This is a genomic window from Photobacterium leiognathi (genome assembly GCF_030685535.1).
Classification (GTDB): domain Bacteria; phylum Pseudomonadota; class Gammaproteobacteria; order Enterobacterales; family Vibrionaceae; genus Photobacterium; species Photobacterium leiognathi.
In genome coordinates, this window is sequence record NZ_CP131599.1 from 339,496 (window position 1) to 354,843 (window position 15,348).

Genomic DNA, 15,348 nt, shown 5'->3' on the forward strand with positions numbered 1-15,348 from the left:
ACAGTGTTTATATATGCATTATGGTAAATATTAAGTTGCAATAAAGCACTATTGTCATACAAATCAAAAGGGATATAGTGATTTCGTTGTTACAAATTATCTATTTTGGAGAAGACGATGAGTACTATCTTGAATGAATCACAAATTGAAGATGCCAAACAACACCTTACTCGTCCTCTAGCCACACCTACAGATTTAAGTGTAGACGCGACTAAAGAGATCAGTGGTGCACTAACAGCGATCCTTGCTGATGTTTTTGCTATTTATATGAAAACCAAAAACTTCCATTGGCATATGAGCGGTGCACATTTCCGCGATTATCACTTAATGCTTGATGAGCAGAGCGTTCAATTGTTCGCGATGACAGATGATATTGCCGAACGTGTTCGTAAAATTGGTGGTAAAACACTACGTTCTATCGGTGAAATTTCACGAATGCAGCGTATTTTAGATAATGATGCTGACTACGTTGAACCAGCTGATATGCTTGCAGAGCTTTGCGAAGACAATAAACAATTAGCAGCAGAACTTCGTGCCGCACATACTTTATGTGATGACTGTGGTGACTATTCTTCAGTGAGTATGATTGATGATTGGATTGATCAAACCGAGCGTCGTGTTTGGTTCCTTTATGAATCATACCGTCATTGATCGGTGAAACTAACAGTATTAAATATGCTATGAGTAAAGCTTCTCTTGATTAGAGAAGCTTTTTTTATGCCTATTTTTAGCAAGATGCGTGTAAGTGATGATATAAATTTACAATAACTAAACGAAAGTTATTATAAATCATTAGGTTATTGTCGTGTAAAAGTTGGTTTAGTTATTGCTAATACTCATTTATCACTGTGGGAGAAATAAATGAGTATTGTTGCAGGTGTTATTTCAGATCGCTGGAGCCAAGACTTTTTACTCATCAAAAAAGAGATCGCTCAGCACCTATCACGTAATCCAACAGATGTTCGTCATGAGTATTTTGATAATCATTTATATCTATGCCGTGTGGCGATTGATTGTCATAGAGAGGCGAATTGGGCTGAAAATCATTTACGTTTTGCGATGGTCTTAGGGCATACCTTAATGTCGCCATCACTAACGCAAGATGTGAATTGTTTACTGCAACATAATCCAGAGAATTACCCCCAACTATTGGCAGATGCTCAAGGTACTTATTGCGTATTAAATTATAATAAACAACAACATATTGTTAATGTGTTTGCTGACACTTTGGCGATTAGTCCATTTTATTATATGCAATATAAAGGTGGGGTGATTTTTAGTTCGTGTTTACGCTTATTTGATAAGTTAAGCGTTAAATTAACGACTAATTTAGCGGGTGTAACAGAATATGCAGTGGTGGGTTATCCATTAGGAAATAAAACACATTACAACGAAGTACACTCATTATCGCCAGGTGAAAAGCTAACATTTACGACCAAAGGAATACAACGTAGTCGCTATTTCCGATGGGCAGATATGCCTTTTAATTGTCTGGAAGACGGTCATGGGATCTTGCAGTTGGATCGCGCTTTTAAACAAGCCGTTGATTTGTGCTTAGGTGATGATATTCATGCAGTTAGTACGTTATCGGGAGGACTAGATTCGCGTGTTATCGTCGCCGAACTTTTAAAACGAGGCGTACAACTTGAATGTTTAAATTTTTCTTATCAACGATCGCAAGATGAAGTCTATGCTGAAGCTTTCGCACAGCTCCATGATTTTCCACTCCATATAGTGAATGTTAGAGACACTCAAGAGCAAAGTATTGAACAAAGGCTCGGGTGTTATTGGCGAGCAACACAATATCCATTTTATCAACAAGTCGAACGTCCAAGGTTAGTGTGGTCAGGAAATGGTGGCAGTGTATGCCTTGGTATGGTGTTTTGTGATGATGAAATATTGTCGGCTTGCTTTAAAGATGATCCGGTATCGGTAGCAAAAGCATATTTGAAACATCAACATGCTTATATTCCTAAACGGATGGTAAAAGATGGAGAAATGCTCCAGCATCAATTAGAGCAAAATATTGTGGCGTGCTTAGAGCAATATTCACATTTGCCATTGGAAAAAGCCTTCCAGCTATTTTTATGGGAAAACGATCAGCATCAACACATAGCACCAGCACTAGAAGATCTCGATAAATTTAGATTGGACTTTCATTTACCGTTTTACAGTAAAGCCGTGTTAAGTGTTATGTTTGCTTTGCCTGTCTCGTCGGCAGTTAAGCATCAACTCTATATGAAGTGGCTTAATCATACTTATTCTGAAGCGTTAGTAACGCCTTGGCAGACTTATCCGGGGCATTTGACTTGCCCTTTAAAAGATCATCGTTTATCTGCACTTAGCAAATGGCAATTAACTGAGAATGTGAAGAATAAACTTAATCTAGTCAATATTGGGGTGAAAACATTATTTGATGCTAAAGGTGACTTTTATCATCGACATTATTTAGGGGCGAATTGTTTATTGACGGCACTAGGCTTACATAGTGGTGAGTCTACTCTTAATGTCGTAAAGCGCATGAACAAGGTGTTAAAGCCTCATCATTAGTAATCCGGATCAGAGTTGGCTAGAATACGCAGCCTAATTATCGACGGTTATGAGTTCTGCGTTATATGCGATTTTTAAAATTATCTGTTCATCCTGAGTTGGAAAATATTGATTTTGAAACGACGAAGCTAAGTATTTTTCAGCGAGATGCGGCACGTGCCATTGTGTTAAATGGTGAAGATATTTTGATGCTTTACACAGAGCGCTACCATGATTATACCTTGCCAGGTGGTGGCATTGATGCTAGTGAAGATAAAGTACAAGGGCTCATTCGCGAGCTTGAAGAAGAAACCGGTGCAAAGAATATTCGTGATATCAAGCCATTTGGTCAATACGATGAATATCGTCCTTGGTACAAATCTGAACACGATATTGTGTATATGAAATCATACTGTTACGTCTGTACTATTGATAAAGAACTGGGTGCGACACGTTTTGAAGATTACGAAATCAAAAATGGTATGAAACCTGTGTGGATCAATATTTTTGATGCAATTGCACATAATGAAGCAACGATTAAGCATTCAGAGAAAAAAGGGATGTCGATAGAACGTGAAACGTTTTTACTGAAGCTTATTGCGAAAGAATTACTGACAGTTAATGCATAAAAAACGGAGGCGATTAGCCTCCGTTTTTATTTAATAATCTTTGATTTATTTTACTTTTTTGAAAGTAACAGTATGGCGATCTGAGCTAATGATCAGTGTGTTTTGGTTAACAAGGTAATCAGAAGGACCTGTTAGCATTTTCTTAACGAAACCATCTACTGTCGCTTGTTCGTTCTGAATACACATTTTACGTGTTGATGCTAATTTCTTAGTTAGTAAATCGTTACTTGTTAACGTTAGCTTACCAGTTAGGGTGTTACAGCCTTGATAAGTCACATTGAAGTTCTGATCAATCACTAATTCAGGCTTAGCTGGTAGCGCATCAACCGACTGAGTATGGCCGTCAATAGCACTTACTGCCCATGTACTAGGAAGTGCTGCAACATCTTTAGGGGTTGTGCTACAGCCAGTTAACAGTGAAGTCAGTAAAAAAGTACCAAAAAAAATCTTTTTCATTATATTTCTCGTGTCGTACAGCAAGAAAAGCGCGTTAGATATAGATTATGACGACGATGAAACAGACAACGGTCAATGGTCTGATATGCAAAGGGTAACGCAGTGATGTTTTGTGTCTTGCTAACTAAAAAAGTCATATGAACAGTAAAGCTCAGCAGGTGGTGAAGTGTGACAAATAACAATAAAAATGTAAACGGCATCCTTTTTTTATTTGTATATTTTTGTGTATTCATAAAAATGTGAATACGCTAAAGGGTAGATAATAAAGGATGATGAATTAATGCAGAGCATCACATTGAGCTCACCCGCAGGAGAGCGACAAATCACACCGTCAAAAATTGTATGTGTTGGGCGAAACTACGTTGAGCACATACACGAACTGGGCAATGAAATCCTGTCTCATTTAGTATTGTTCGTAAAGCCGAACTCTGCAATATCCAATGCGCTTAATACATATCATGGACAAGCTCCTTTACATTATGAAGCCGAAATCTGTTTGATGTACCAACAAGGGCAGTTTATTGCAGCGGGTGTAGGTTTAGATCTCACCAAGCGAGAATTACAAAGTGAGCTGAAACAAAAAGGATTACCGTGGGAGCGTGCAAAAGCGTTTGATGGATCAGTATTGTTTAGTGACTTTGTACCGCTAGCGAATATCAATGACATTGAATTTGAATTGGTTTTCGAACAACAGCAGCAGGTGTTACAACGTGGAACCACAGCGCAAATGATCACAAAACCTGCTGAGATATTAAAAGAAATCCAATCGTTTATGACCCTTGAAGATGGCGATATCGTGATGACCGGAACACCTAAAGGGGTCGGTATGCTTAGCGCTGGTGCGCAATATACTGCTAGTTTATATATGGATAACCAACGCGTTGTTTCAGAATCTTGGCTTGCCTTAGATTAACGGTACAGTCTTCTTCTTTACAAAAAACTCGCATATTTTCAGCCAAGCATTGCTACAATGTTTGGCTGTTTTTCAAAGTGAATAGAATCATGTTTCAACAAGAGCACGTGATCAAATTGGCTAATATGAAAATGCCATTTGGTAAGTATGCAGGTCGGGTGTTGATTGACTTACCTGAAGAATATTTATTGTGGTTTCAGAAAAAAGGCTTTCCAGAGGGAGAGCTAGGCACATTAATGGCGTTGGCCTTAGAGTTTAAAATTGAGGGGTTAGAAAGCGTTATCCGCCCATTACGACGTGATTAATGCTTTCCTTTAGACGTAAAAGAAATCGATATGAAAAAAATATTATTATCCGTTATGGCTGTGTTAGGTTTTTCTGCTCTTTCAGGTTGTGCGCAGCACTATGCCAATATCAGTGATATTCCTTTTGTTGATCCTAATTTTAAACGTTGCGTGATCCTGCAAGGTAAAGCTTATAGCGAGCAAATTACCGAGTTAAAATGCGAAGGTCAGCATATTTCACAAATCAAAGAACTAAGTAACTTTAAAAATTTAAAGCAGTTAGATTTATCTCGTAATCAACTAACCAAGCTTGATGTGAGTGATAATCCACATTTAGAAGTGCTGAGCCTTGAGCATAACTTATTGAATAAGTTGAAAGTGAAAAGTAACAGGCAATTAAAAGTGCTAAATGTCAGTTTTAATCGCTTAACTGATTTAGATGTTAGAAAGAATAAAGAACTAACGTATTTAAATTATGAGGGTAATCCATTGAGTAACGTAGATATTCACCAAAATCCTCAACTCGTGGAGCCATTTTCAAAAATATTCATTAGTAATGGACCAAGCAAGTAAGCGACGTTATAAGGAAAATCATCATGCTAAAAGGTATTCATCATGTTGCGATCATTTGTTCTGACTATACCCGTTCAAAGCACTTTTATACTCAGATCTTGAAACTGACAGTGATCAATGAAACCTATCGTGAGCAACGCCAGTCATACAAGTTGGATTTACGTTTGCCTGATGATAGCCAGTTAGAATTGTTCTCTTTTCCTGATGCACCAGCGAGGCCAAGTTACCCTGAAGCGCAAGGGTTACGACATTTGGCTTTTGTGGTTGAAGATATCCATAGTGTGGTCGATTATTTAGTCGCGCAAGGCGTTGAAGTGGAAGACATTCGTATTGATGAACTTACAGGTAAAGCGTTTACCTTTTTCAGTGATCCTGATGGTTTACCGTTAGAGTTATACGCTCAAGCATAATAAAAGTATCCGTCTTATCTTTAAGAAGTGTTTGATTTTAACTAACAAATATATGCCTATGAGTGTATATTGTGTTGGTTGATAATTAAACGTTGGGAAGGGAAGGATGCGCAGAATTATATTTAATCAGAAAGGTGGTGTGGGTAAATCTAGTATTACCGTGAACTTAGCAGCGATCAGTGCGGCTCAAGGTCATAAGACATTGGTGATTGATCTTGATGTGCAAGGGAACAGTAGTCATTACTTAGGTTATGACATTAACCAGAAAAGTGACAAAACCATCGCAGATCTTTTAAATCAAACTGCATCTTGGTTCTCAATGGCATCGCCAACATTGGATTACCCTCAACCTACCCGTTATGACAATTTGTTCATCATTCCTTCTAGCCCCAAATTGGATAAATTAGAGTCAGAATTAGAACGTCGCTACAAAATCTATAAGCTTCGTGAAGCCTTGGATGAATTAGAAAAAGAATATGAACATATTTATATTGATACGCCGCCTAACTTAAACTTCTATACCAAGTCTGGCTTAATTGCTGCCCATAAATTATTGATCCCTTTTGACTGTGACAGTTTCTCCCAACAAGCGTTAATCAATTTAATGGATAATTTAGCTGAGCTGCGAGATGATCATAATCGTGATTTGTCGTTGGAAGGCATTGTGGTGAATATGTTTAACGCGCAAGCCAACTTCCCACGTCAAATAATTGAAAGTGTGAAAGAGTTAGGCTTTCCTGTGTTAGAGCCATATTTACCTCAGTCAATCAAAATGAAAGAATCGCACTTTCAGCAAATCCCCCTTATTCACTTTCAACCTAAGCATAAATTAACTGAGCATTTCTCAGCTTTATATCAGCAGTTAAATGCAGCTGATCAAGCAGTCAAAAGTTAATTGCAATGCTTTATCCCCAAATCACTTGGGGATAAATACCAAAAGGGCAGAGTATCAATCTCTGCCCTTGGTTGTTCATTCTGCGCTTTGAGGAAAACGTTTTTCGTATTCTTCCATAAAGTCTTTTCGAATTTCTTGCTCTAAATGTGTAGCTTGATCGGTTGGGCAAAATAGCATGAAGTGAACGACTTGCTCACCATTCGTACCGCTACCAATGTGAATATGTGGCTCAGAGCCAGGCAAATCCACACCAGCATGTTTTTCGATAACGCTATTATAGCGACGAGCCACTTCGATAAACTCTTCACAGTGGTGTTCAATCTTTTTCTCAAGAACGGGAAACATCGGATAAAGGTTTACGAAGTTAGCCACCACAATAGAAAAGTTATGGTAAACATAGCGTTTCATAAAATTGAGATTTTTTACTGGGTAGGTAAAGAACATGCTATTAGGCAGTGTGGCTGTTTTTCCTGTGTAGTGATATTGCCCATGGTGAAGATCGATTTCTTGGATCACGGTTGCCATCATATTGTGCTCGATCACTTCACCGCACAATTTGCCGACTTCAATCCAATCGCCAATCCGAAATGAACGTGAACTTGCTCGTTGGATTGAGCCTGTAAAACATAAAATGATCTCTTTTGATGCGACTACAATAGCAACAGCAATTGCGGTCACAGATAGGGCAAATTCGCTGATCTCTGACTGCCATAATAAAAATAAGATCACCAAAAGAAGTGTAAATGTGCCGTTTTTTGTTCGTGACATCCATTTACGTTGCTCTTCTGATAAGAACAAAGCATCACCACGGATCGTTTTTAGCGTTAAGCTGCGGATCAGAGTAATCGTTGCAATAATTAATAGGCTTAAGATCAGTTTGTGATTAATTAAGAAACTGACAATGTCCATTATGTTGTTCATTTACTTCCCTTTGGTTGCATACATCAAACTTGCTCTATTCAACTAATCCCAATCAAAGTGTTAGGTTTAGCGAGAATGACTGCGTTGTTGATGTGAAAACGGTCGAAGTCACTTTGTTATAAACAGTTATATCAAAAATTGAATTTAAATATGTGAGAGAAAAGAAACTTTATGGGGTATAGATGAAAAAGGTAGAGCTCAAAAACGAAAAAAGGAGCATTAATGCTCCTTTTTAAAATAGGGGGAATAGCGATTATTTATTATCACGCTTGTACAGCTCAGTGAAAGAACGTTGGTAAGCTACGGCGATTTTGTTGATGATTTTCTTTGTCATAGTCACAACCTGATACTGGATATAGTGGCGTAAAAGTAATAAATAAATTCGGTTTTAGAGGCGCTGTGCTCTCTTGTTGATGCGCATTATACGTATGCCCTAAATCTTGAAAAATGAAAAAAAATAGATATAAGCATTATTTTTTCTAATGATTGTTTTGTTATTACTGTTTCTTGTTTTAAGTTGTTTAAAATCATGAGGTTAGGTTTTTTGTTCCCTGTTTTATTAGCGGCTTTTTAGTGCTTATATATATGAAAATAACGATTTTTAATAAATTTTATTTGGAGTTAAAGCATTGTTGTATGCAGAAAGTTTTAGAAAAAGTCGTTGATAGAGAGGAAATAGATGCTGAGATGGGCAAAAGACCTTATTAATTGCTCCTATTTAGCTGTCATTATCCATGTTAGTGTTTTTGTGTGGCTATTTTTTACACGGAGGTAAAGGATGAACAAACAAGTATGGATACTCTCGTTATGTCAGGCACTACTGACAACGGGAAATATAGTGCTGATATCTGTTACAGCGCTTATTGGTCAATCTCTTGCACCAATGCCTTCATTAGTCACCTTACCTGTTGCAATACAATTTATCGGTATGATGTGCGCGACCATTCCTGCTTCTTTGATCATGGCACGCATAGGACGTAAACGAGGATTTACCTTAGGTAATATGATCGGTATTGCAGGTGCAGTATGCTGTATTTATGCTTTATGGCTAGCAAATTTTTATTTGTTTTCTGTCGGTACATTTTTACTGGGGATTGGAATAGGTTTCGGTACGCTTTATCGTTTTGCGGCAATGGAATTATGTGATGCTAAATATCATAGCCGTGCTATTTCTATCTCTATGGCTGGGGGCGTTCTAGCAGCAATATTAGGACCATTTCTCGCCGTTCAAAGTCGAGAATGGTTATCATCCGATCTGAGTTTCATTGGTCCTTTCATTGGTGTGTTATTGCTTTATGTTTTGTCGCTATGCTTACTGCAAGTCGTTGCGCTCCCTGTTGAGTACCATCAGACAGCGACTAAAAAAGGGCGTCGATTAACGGAGCTATTAACACAGTCGAATTACCTTTTAGCGGTAGCATCTGGTGCTGTTGCCTATTCGGTGATGATTTTATTAATGACGGTGACACCTCTCGCCATGATGGGCTGTGGTTATAGTTTTGAGCAATCAACCCAAGTGATCCAATGGCATGTGTTGGGGATGTTTGTGCCATCTTTCTTTACTGGACACCTCATCGATCGAATTGGGGCGAAAAACACGATCTTATTGGGAGCGGTGTTCATGCTGATGTGCTGCATTGTTAATTTAACCTACACAACATTAATACAGTTTAATATCGCCTTGATTTTATTAGGTGTTGGGTGGAATTTTATGTTCATCGCAGCCACGCGCTTTTTAACCATGACCTATCAACCAGAAGATAAGCCGAAGGCCCAAGCCTGTAACGAGTTTGTGGTATTTAGCTCCGTCACCATTGCATCGCTATTAGCGGGTTGGTTAAACACCACAATTGGTTGGTACCAACTCAACCTAGTTACTATTCCATTCATGCTCGTGATTATTGCGGCTTTATTTATATTTAAACCACAGCTAAAACCATCGTTACAGCATAAATAATGGTGCTATGTTTATGATTATTTATCGTATTTTAACTTAACAGCGTCTAAGTTTGGTTAGGATGGAACAATAACATTTTGATAATGGGCTGAGTATGAAAAGTGACATGATCCTTATCGGTAAGGGCGAAAATAAAATCGGGATCCACCCTAAATACGCTAACCGTCATGGTTTTATTGCTGGCGCAACAGGTACGGGTAAAACGGTGACACTTCAGTGTTTAGCTGAAGGCTTTTCATCACTTGGTGTTCCTGTGTTTCTTGCCGATGTAAAAGGCGATTTATCCGGTATGGCGAATGCAGGTACTGATAATGCAGTTGTGCAAAAACGCTGTGCAGAGATCGGTATTGAAGGTTTTGAATTTACGCCTTTTCCCGTTGAATTTTGGGATCTGTTTGGCTTAAAAGGGGCAAAAATCCGTGCCACGCTTGAGGACATGGGGCCTTTATTATTAAGCCGTTTGCTTGATTGTAACGATGTACAAGAAGGGTTAATTAATCTTGCATTTGAATATGCGGAAGAAAACCAAATGCCAATGCTTGATTTGGATGATTTCTCAACAGCATTAAATTACCTTGGTGATAACTCTAAACAACTCGGCGGTATGTACGGACGTATCAGTAAGTCCTCTATTGCTGCCATTGAACGTCGTTTGTTGGGCTTTAAACGCCAAGGTGGCAGTGAGTTCTTCGGCGAGCCAGCATTAGATTATCATGACTTCATGAAAATTGCTTCTGATGGTCGAGGCATCGTCAATATCCTTGATGCCAGCACCTTGATCCAATCACCCAAGTTGTACTCAACTTTCTTATTATGGTTATTGTCTGAGTTATATGAAAACCTACCTGAAGTGGGCGATCTCGATAAGCCGAAATTTGTGTTCTTTTTTGATGAAGCGCATTTGCTATTTGATGATGTGCCTAAAGTCTTTTTAGATGAAATAGAACAAGTGGTACGTTTGATCCGCTCAAAAGGCGTGGTTATTTACTTTATCACGCAAAATCCAACCGATATTCCTGATTCAGTATTAGGGCAGTTAGGTAACCGTATTCAACATGCGTTACGTGCTTATACGCCTAAAGAGCTCAAAGCCGTTAAAGTCGCAGCAGAGTCTTTTCGTGATAATCCCAATTTAGATGTTGAAACCTTATTGGGTGAATTAGGTGTTGGGGAAGCGTTAGTCTCTGTGCTTGGAGAGGGTGGTGTACCATCTGTGGTTGAGCATGTCACTATTCGCCCACCGGAATCGCAAATTGGACCTATTACTACAGAAAAACGCACAGAGATACTCAATACCAGCCAGTATTATCAGCAATATAAACAAGCGGTGAACCGTGAATCTGCCCATGAGATGTTAAATAAACGCATGGAGCAGCAAAAGCAGGCGCAATTGCAACAAGCTGAGCAAGAAAAACAAGACCGAGCGAGTATTCGTAAGCCTAGACGCTCTCAACGCCAAACTTATACTGAATCTTTTATTAAGACGCTGCTACGGCAATTAGCCAATGCTATCGTTAAAGCATTATTTAAACGTCGTTAATGGATAAACCTCTTATTATCTACTGATAACAAGAGGTTTTTTATATTTGTTATTTCTAAATTTACGCTTTCAATCATAGGAAATAGCGTAATAAAAGCGTAAGGTTTACCGGACTGATTAAAAAGGATGGTATAGCTGTGCATATTTTCACTGATAGAAAAGACATTATCATTGATACCCGTAGTTCTGATGAGTTTATTGCTGGGCATATTGAAGGTAGCGTGTTTGTTGGCTTTGGCGGTAAGCAATTTAAATGGTGGTTAGAACTGATTGTACCTGATAAAACAGTGCATCTTGAGGTGATTGCTTCAGCAAAAGATCAAGCCAGTGTGATGGATACACTCCATGAGGTTGGTTATATACATGCCGAGTTAAAGCCGCTTGATACTTCGCTATCTCATATTGAACATATATCTGCAGAGAAATTGCCAGATATGGCTGAAACACATCACATTTTGGATGTACGAGAAACCGATGAAACTGCAAAAGGTAAGTTAGCTAGTGCTGAAGCATTGCCATTGACGGCGCTAATCCAAGGTCAAATGCCAGCTCATCATGATGACTATGTTGTGCATTGTGCTGGTGGCTACCGTTCACTAATCGCTATATCTTTATTAAAAGTTTTAAATAAATGCCATTTAATTCAATTGGATGGTGGTTATTCAGCAATTCAACGCACTCAATGATTTATAAATTGTAAAGCCATAGAGAAATTATTGGTTAGATATTTATTATTTAATAAATGTTTTCTCTGTGGCTTTGTGCTTTTTTCTTTTCTGATCTTATTTCCCCTCAAAAAAATACTGCTAGAAGCACGAAAAGTACGCGTTTAAATGTTATCAAAATGTTGTTGATTATTTGTCTTTCGTTGCAAATCTCATGAAAAATGAAAAATCTTGTACGAATATTTGTGCAAAAGAATTGATCCCTGAGTTATTTTTTTTGAATTCTCGCCAGTCTCTGAAATGCTGAATACATGTTTCTACTTATAAAAAAAGTCATACCCTGTACCGTTGTAGAAGCATTATGTGCTTATTGTTGAGTATAAATTCAAGGATTGAGAGATAGATTATGATTCGATTTAACCTTTGTGCAGCAGGAATCTCCCTTGCACTGTCAGGCGCTGCTTTTGCCGCACCTACGGCACCAAGCATCGATATGTACGGTTCTAATAACCTTCAATTTTCTAAAATTGAACTGGCGATGGAAACGACATCTGGCTATAACGACATGGTTAAGTACCATGACAAAGCTAAGATCAATGTGAAATTTAACCAATGGAGTGGTAATTCAGGTGATACCTACAACATCTACTTCGATGGTAAAAAAGTAGCATCGGGCCCAATTAAAGGTAGCCAAACTACCGCTTCTTTTGAGTACGAACAAGGCGGTTTGTACCAAATGGAAATCGAAGCGTGTGATGAAACTGGCTGTGCGAAAAGTGTACCTGCGCAAATTACGATTGCAGATACAGACGGTTCACACTTACCGCCTCTAGCAATGAACGTTGATCCAAATAACAAATCGTTTGATACCGATCCAAGCGTTGTTATGGGTACGTACTTTGTTGAGTGGGGTATTTATGGTCGTGATTACACAGTAGATAACCTTCCAGCAGACAACTTAACTCACATTCTTTATGGCTTCATCCCAATTTGTGGTCCTAATGAGTCAGTGAAATCTGTTGGTGGTAACAGCTTCAACGCGCTACAAACTGCGTGTAAAGGCGTAAATGATTACGAAGTTGTTATCCATGACCCATGGGCTGCATTCCAGAAGAGCTTTAAGCAAGCGGGTCATGAATACAGCACCCCAATTAAGGGTAACTACGCAATGTTAATGGCATTAAAACAGCGTAACCCTGATCTAAAAATCATTCCATCAATCGGTGGTTGGACACTGTCTGATCCGTTCTTTGACTTTGTTGATAAAGCAAACCGTGACACATTCGTTGCATCGGTAGAAAAATTCCTGAAAACATGGAAATTCTACGATGGTGTAGACATTGACTGGGAATTCCCAGGTGGCGGCGGTGCTGCAGCCGATCGTGGTGATGCTGTTAAAGATGGTCCAGCATACATTGCATTAATGCGTGAGCTACGTGCAATGCTTGATAAGCTAGAAGCAGAAACAGGTCGTACTTACGAGCTAACATCAGCAATCGGTGTGGGTTACGATAAGATTGAAGACGTGGATTACGGTGAGGCTATCCAATACATGGATTACATCTTCGCAATGACATACGACTTCTACGGCGGTTGGAACAACGTTCCTGGTCACCAAACAGCACTTTACTGTGGTAACTTCATGCGTCCTGGTCAGTGTGACGGTTCTGGTCTAGATGAAAATGGCGAACAGTTTAAAGGCCCTGCTTACACTTCTGACAACGGTATTCAATTACTGCTAGCGCAAGGTGTACCAGCTAACAAATTGGTACTTGGTGCTGCAATGTATGGTCGTGGTTGGACAGGTGTAATGCCAAATACACTAACAGACCCAACAGATCCTATGACTGGTACAGGTACAGGTAAACTGACTGGTACTAAAGAGCAAGGTGTATGGGAAGACGGTGTAATTGACTACAAAGGCATTAAGTCTTACATGCTAGGCGCTGATGGAAAAGGTATCAACGGCTTCGAATATGGTTATGATGAGCAAGCTGAAGCGCCGTATGTATGGAACCGCTCAACAGGTGATTTAATCACATTTGATGATAAGCGCTCTGTACTTGCTAAAGGTAACTACGTTAAATCACTTGGTCTTGCGGGCTTATTCTCATGGGAAATCGATGCGGATAACGGTGATATCCTAAATGCAATGCATGAAGGTGTAGCTGGTACTGTTATTGATAAGCCAAACAAAGCACCAACAGCAGCAGCTGGCGCAGATCAAGCGGTTTCAGGCCCTGTATCTGTAACACTTGATGGTTCAAGCTCGAAAGACTCAGATGGTAGCATCGTAAGCTATGCATGGGAGCAAGTATCAGGTACTGCGGTAGCGTTAACTGGTGCTGATTCTGCAACGGCAAGCTTTGCAGCTGCAGAAGTAGTAGAAGCTGAGCAATTAACGTTCAAACTAACCGTTACAGATAACAAAGGCGCAACGGCAACAGATACTGTTGTGGTAACTGTAAACCCTAAAGATGTTGTTGTACCACCAACAAACACGGCACCAGTAGCAAGTGTAACTGCACCACAAACAGCCAACGCAGGTGATGTAGTTGTAGTTGATGCGTCAGCTTCTTCTGATGCAGATGCTGGCGACACACTAACGTTTGATTGGACACTTCCTGCAGGTGTTGATGTAACAGTAAACGGTTCACAAGTGCTATTTACTGCAGCAGAGTACACACAAGATACTAACCTAGTATTTACTGTGACTGTATCTGACGGCGAAGCAACATCTAGCGCATCAACAACAGTTGTTGTTGCTAAGCACACAACCGTTGAGCCACCAGTTGATACGTGTGATAACGCATGGGATGCAACAACTATCTACACTGGCGGTGACCAAGCGACTAAAGATGGTAAGGTATGGGAAGCTAAGTGGTGGACACGTGGCGAAGACCCTGCGAAATCTGGTCAATGGGGCGTATGGAAAGAAGTTGGCGTAGCTAACTGTCAATAAGCGTGAATAAAATGTACTGGTGGTTAAGATTGAATTAATCACCAGATATTAACAACACACTTATTATCAATCCCTTGGTATTACTAATACTAAGGGGTTTTTTATTTATCAGCGATAAAAAGGCAATAAAAAACGCCCAGTTAATACTGAGCGTTGAGTCTTTTTAATGCGAGGCTATTAGCGGCTAAGGAAAGCGTATCCTGTTGTAAATGCCGCTTCTTGGAACTGACGTAAGCCAGTATCACGGAAGTCGATACCCATAGGGTTACGCTTAAGCTTTTGCTTAATGTCTGCGTTAGACATGAAGTTAACATCAAGATCTGGGATCAGCTGGATCGCAGATTCTAGTTTGAAACCAATAGCGCTGCCTGCAAATTTACCGCGTGTTTCGCGAGTACGAATAACCACTTTATCTACTTTGTAATCATCAAGTAGTTTTTTAAATGCGAATTGGAAATCACGCATTTTTTGGTTATCTAGAGAATCTTCCATGATGAACTTTTGTGTACGACATTGAGGAATATCGAACATGCCATTTTGAAGTGAAAGAAGACAAATCACAGCTTCGTTACTACGTAGCTCAACAGCACAAATTTTCATGTTAACACCTGAAT

The 15,348-nt window shown here is 39.3% G+C and carries 15 protein-coding genes; 12 read left to right on the forward strand and 3 right to left on the reverse strand.

The features are described from left to right. The first annotated feature begins 117 nt into the window (after positions 1-117). From Q7674_RS01575 to Q7674_RS01585, 3 genes are all read left to right on the forward strand, one after another. A complete protein-coding gene (locus tag Q7674_RS01575) occupies positions 118-651 on the forward strand; it encodes a Dps family protein (RefSeq protein WP_008988803.1) in 534 nt (177 codons plus the stop codon). 210 nt (positions 652-861) lie between these two features. Then, entirely contained in the window at positions 862-2,550 is a 1,689-nt protein-coding gene (locus tag Q7674_RS01580; RefSeq protein ID WP_305422357.1) for an asparagine synthase-related protein, read from the forward strand. Positions 2,551-2,615: 65 nt separating this feature from the next. Next, positions 2,616-3,158 (forward strand): NUDIX domain-containing protein, encoded by a 543-nt coding sequence (locus tag Q7674_RS01585; RefSeq protein WP_305422359.1) that lies wholly within the window; start codon positions 2,616-2,618, stop codon positions 3,156-3,158. A gap of 45 nt (positions 3,159-3,203) precedes the next feature. Here the strand turns inward: Q7674_RS01585 and Q7674_RS01590 are convergent, their stop codons facing one another. Then, the gene (locus tag Q7674_RS01590) at positions 3,204-3,614 is read right to left on the reverse strand and encodes an META domain-containing protein (RefSeq protein ID WP_305422361.1); all 411 of its coding nucleotides are present in this window, start codon (positions 3,612-3,614) and stop codon (positions 3,204-3,206) included. Between the two features lie 280 nt (positions 3,615-3,894). Between Q7674_RS01590 and Q7674_RS01595 the strand changes: the two genes are divergently transcribed. From Q7674_RS01595 to Q7674_RS01615, 5 genes are all read left to right on the forward strand, one after another. Then, positions 3,895-4,527: a fumarylacetoacetate hydrolase family protein gene (locus tag Q7674_RS01595; RefSeq protein WP_045064150.1), complete on the forward strand. Its 633-nt coding sequence runs from the start codon at positions 3,895-3,897 to the stop codon at positions 4,525-4,527. Positions 4,528-4,616: 89 nt separating this feature from the next. Further along, positions 4,617-4,832, forward strand: coding sequence for a DUF3820 family protein (locus Q7674_RS01600; RefSeq protein ID WP_008988808.1), 216 nt, complete (start codon positions 4,617-4,619; stop codon positions 4,830-4,832). 30 nt (positions 4,833-4,862) lie between these two features. Next, a complete protein-coding gene (locus Q7674_RS01605; RefSeq protein WP_045064149.1) occupies positions 4,863-5,384 on the forward strand; it encodes a leucine-rich repeat domain-containing protein in 522 nt (173 codons plus the stop codon). A 23-nt stretch (positions 5,385-5,407) separates the two neighbouring features. Continuing rightward, positions 5,408-5,794 carry an SMU1112c/YaeR family gloxylase I-like metalloprotein gene (gloA2, locus tag Q7674_RS01610; RefSeq protein WP_045064148.1) on the forward strand — a complete coding sequence of 129 codons (387 nt, stop codon included), beginning with the start codon at positions 5,408-5,410 and terminating at the stop codon, positions 5,792-5,794. Between the two features lie 106 nt (positions 5,795-5,900). Continuing rightward, positions 5,901-6,689 carry a ParA family protein gene (locus Q7674_RS01615; protein WP_045064146.1) on the forward strand — a complete coding sequence of 263 codons (789 nt, stop codon included), beginning with the start codon at positions 5,901-5,903 and terminating at the stop codon, positions 6,687-6,689. Positions 6,690-6,764: 75 nt separating this feature from the next. On the opposite strand, the gene Q7674_RS01620 is transcribed toward Q7674_RS01615, so the two are convergent. Beyond that, complete coding sequence (locus Q7674_RS01620; protein ID WP_045064145.1) at positions 6,765-7,610, reverse strand: mechanosensitive ion channel family protein; 846 nt, start codon at positions 7,608-7,610, stop codon at positions 6,765-6,767. A 778-nt stretch (positions 7,611-8,388) separates the two neighbouring features. Here Q7674_RS01620 and Q7674_RS01625 point away from each other — a divergent pair. From Q7674_RS01625 to Q7674_RS01640, 4 genes are all read left to right on the forward strand, one after another. Further along, positions 8,389-9,567: an MFS transporter gene (locus Q7674_RS01625; protein WP_305422366.1), complete on the forward strand. Its 1,179-nt coding sequence runs from the start codon at positions 8,389-8,391 to the stop codon at positions 9,565-9,567. A 94-nt stretch (positions 9,568-9,661) separates the two neighbouring features. Next, on the forward strand, positions 9,662-11,107 hold the full coding sequence (locus Q7674_RS01630; RefSeq protein ID WP_045064141.1) for a helicase HerA-like domain-containing protein: 1,446 nt from the start codon (positions 9,662-9,664) through the stop codon (positions 11,105-11,107). 137 nt (positions 11,108-11,244) lie between these two features. After that, a complete protein-coding gene (locus Q7674_RS01635; protein WP_045064140.1) occupies positions 11,245-11,793 on the forward strand; it encodes a rhodanese-like domain-containing protein in 549 nt (182 codons plus the stop codon). A gap of 385 nt (positions 11,794-12,178) precedes the next feature. After that, on the forward strand, positions 12,179-14,734 hold the full coding sequence (locus tag Q7674_RS01640; RefSeq protein ID WP_045064138.1) for a glycosyl hydrolase family 18 protein: 2,556 nt from the start codon (positions 12,179-12,181) through the stop codon (positions 14,732-14,734). 177 nt (positions 14,735-14,911) lie between these two features. On the opposite strand, the gene Q7674_RS01645 is transcribed toward Q7674_RS01640, so the two are convergent. Further along, positions 14,912-15,334 carry a DUF3010 family protein gene (locus Q7674_RS01645; RefSeq protein WP_045064136.1) on the reverse strand — a complete coding sequence of 141 codons (423 nt, stop codon included), beginning with the start codon at positions 15,332-15,334 and terminating at the stop codon, positions 14,912-14,914. Positions 15,335-15,348: the final 14 nt, after the last annotated feature.